The organism is Sphingomonas bacterium, assembly GCF_903643035.1.
Taxonomy (GTDB): domain Bacteria; phylum Pseudomonadota; class Alphaproteobacteria; order Sphingomonadales; family Sphingomonadaceae; genus Sphingomonas.
Window position 1 is genome coordinate 1 of the sequence record NZ_CAHJWW010000327.1, and the last position, 2,778, is coordinate 2,778.

The window sequence follows — 2,778 nt, forward strand, 5'->3', positions numbered from 1 at the left end:
GCCCGCCGCCGGCGGCCGCCCGGCCCGCGCGGAGGACGTCACCGCCGTGCGCTGGCGGCTTTCGACCCCGCTCGCCCCCGGCGGGCAGGGTGAGTTCGCCTTCCAGGGCGCCCTGAAGTGACCGCGTTCCCGTCCATCACCAGCGAAGGAGTAAAGATCATGTCCGCCACCAGGCTTCGGCGCCTGCTGCTCGCCGGAACGGCCGCGTTCGCGTCCACCGGCGTCGCCCAGGCGCAGGCCACGACCTCCGGCACCGCCGCCGGCACGGTCGTCAGCAACACGGCGCAGGCGAGCTTCACCGTCAACGGGACCGCTCAGACCGCGACGTCCAACACCTCGACGTTCGTGGTCGACCGCAAGGTCAACCTGACCGTGGTCGCCAACCCCGCCACCAACACGCAGGTCAATCTGGGCCAGGCGGGCGCCGTTCTGACGTTCCGGGTGACGAACAACACCAACGGCACGCAGGACTTCCTGCTGAACCCCGACCAGATCATCTCGACGGGCATCCTGCCGGGCACCGACAATTTCGACGCGACCAACCTGCGCGTCTTCGTCGATTCGAACGGCAACGGCGTCTACGATCCGGGCACCGACACCGCCACGTTCATCGACGAACTGCCCGAGGACGCGACCGCGACGGTGTTCGTCGTCGGCGACATCCCGACGACCCAGGCCGCGAGCCTCGCCTTCGTGTCGCTGCGCGCGACAGTGGCGGCGGGCGGGGCCACCGGCACGGTCGGCGCCGCGCTGGTCCCGACCGGGCTCGACGTCCTCAACCAGGATGCGACCATCGACGTCGTGTTCGCGGACAACGATTCGGACGGCCTCCTTGGCCCCGACATCGCGCGCAACGGCCAGGCACGCGCGTACCTTGCCTACGAGGTCGGCGCGCACACCGTGAACCTGTCGGTGGTCAAATCGTCGCAGGTGATCTCCGACGGCGTCAGCACGACCAATCCCAAGGCGCTGCCGGGCGCGATCGTGCAATATTGCCTCACCGTCACCAACAGCACGCTGCTGGTCCCGGCGAACGGCGTGTCGCTGACCGACGTGATCCCCGTCAACACCACCTATGTCCCGGGGTCGATCAGCGTCGGCGGCATCGGCGCCGCGGGCGCCTGCATCGCCAACGGCCTGCCGGTCGCGGACGACGGGTCGACGACCGGGCTCTACGGCGGATCGTACAGCGCGAACACCAAGACGGTGACCGCGACGATCCCGACGCTGGTGGGCGGCACGTCGGTCGCGGCGAGCTTCCGCGTCACGGTCAACTAGTCTCCGCCAGCCCCGAAAGGAACCGCGATCCCGGCGCGCCTCGCGCGCCGGGAAGCGACCCGCCATGCCCAACATCCGGCCTCTCCTACGCGCCGCAGCACTGCTGGCCGCACTATCGGGCGCCGGCCTCGCCGCGCAAACGGTGGTGTCGCACGTCACCAACACGGCCACGCTCAGCTTCGCCGGGCAGGTCGGGCGAACCAGCATCGCCTCCAACACCGTGTCGCTGGACGTCGCGCCCACGAAGCGGCCAACAGCCTTCACCTTCCACCTGCTGCCGACCGGTTACGAACTGACCGGGCTGAAGTGCGAGCAGAGCGCGGACGGGAGTGGCCTTACGGTCACGCCGGCGGTGATCGACGCCGCAACGCTGGCGCAATCGCCAGTCCTGGACACGATCGACACCCACACGCCATTCATCATCTCGCTCAACGACCCTGGCGACAACCGCGACCCGGCGGTACGCGAACGCATGCAGATCCAGGTCAAGATCAACGACAGAATTCAGATGTCGTCGATGGTCGAGACCGCCCCTGACAGCGGCGTCTTCGCCAGCGGCATCCCGGCCGGCGGCACCCGCCCCGAACTCGCCGCCTGCGATCCCACGCTGCAACGCGGCGCGACGGTGGCCGTGTCCCACGGCGAGGACCAGTACAGCTACTCCTCCTCGCTTTCGCTGCTGGTGGACCCCGCCGGTTTCGTGTTCGATTCGACCACGGCGGCGCTGGTGGACGGCGCGAAGGTGACGCTGCTCGACGCGAACGGCCAGCCGGCGACGGTGTTCGGCGACGACGGCGTCAGCCGCTATCCGTCGAGCATGGTGTCGGGCACGGCGGTCGTCGATGCGAGCGGCCGCACCTATCCCGCGATCCCGGGCCGCTATCGCTTCCCGCTCGCGGCGCCGGGCACCTACACGCTCAAGGTCGAACCTCCGGGGGCCTATGTCGCGCCCTCGACGCACGATCCGGCGCAGGTCGCCGCGCTGAAGGACGCGAACGGCCAGCCGTTCGTGCTGAACGCCGCCAGTTTCGGGGGCACGCTGACGCTCGCGGGCACCGCACCTTTCTATGCGGACATCCCGGTCGACCTCGCCGCCGCCGGTGCGGCGATCGGCCCGGCTCCGTCGCTCATCATCGCCAAGACCGCGTCGGTCCGCCAGGCGTCGCCCGGAGACTTCGTCCAGTACCGCCTCGATCTGTCGAACAGGGGCGCGGGCGCGGCGACCGGCCTGCACGTCACCGACGCGCTGCCCGCCGGGCTTGCCTATCGGCGCGGCTCCGCGCGGGGCGCGGCGGAACCTGCCGTCTCGGCGGATGGCCGGGCGCTCGACTTCACGCTGCCGTCGCTGGCGGCGGGTGCGTCGACCGTCGTGAGCTATGTCGTCGCCGTCGCCCCCGGCGCGCCGGTAGAGGCCGTCGGCGTCCAGCGTCCAGGCGTCCTTGTCGTCGAGCAGGTACGGGACGAGGCATTCGTCGATCACGCGCTGGCGGAGCGCCGCGT

General features: G+C 70.4%; 1 protein-coding gene and 1 pseudogene. Both read left to right on the forward strand.

Going from position 1 to position 2,778, the window contains the following annotated elements; all coding sequences use genetic code 11:
• Positions 1-159: 159 nt before the first annotated feature.
• The gene (locus tag HUV01_RS14650) at positions 160-1,278 is read left to right on the forward strand and encodes a hypothetical protein (RefSeq protein ID WP_254606707.1); all 1,119 of its coding nucleotides are present in this window, start codon (positions 160-162) and stop codon (positions 1,276-1,278) included.
• 64 nt (positions 1,279-1,342) lie between these two features.
• A pseudogene (locus HUV01_RS14655) lies at positions 1,343-2,778 on the forward strand (DUF11 domain-containing protein); the annotation flags it as partial.

What these genes read in the sequence shown, in the direction of transcription:
- HUV01_RS14650 (WP_254606707.1), top strand. Translation starts at nt 160, where the DNA reads ATGTCCGCCACCAGGCTTCGGCGCCTGCTGCTCGCCGGAACGGCCGCG.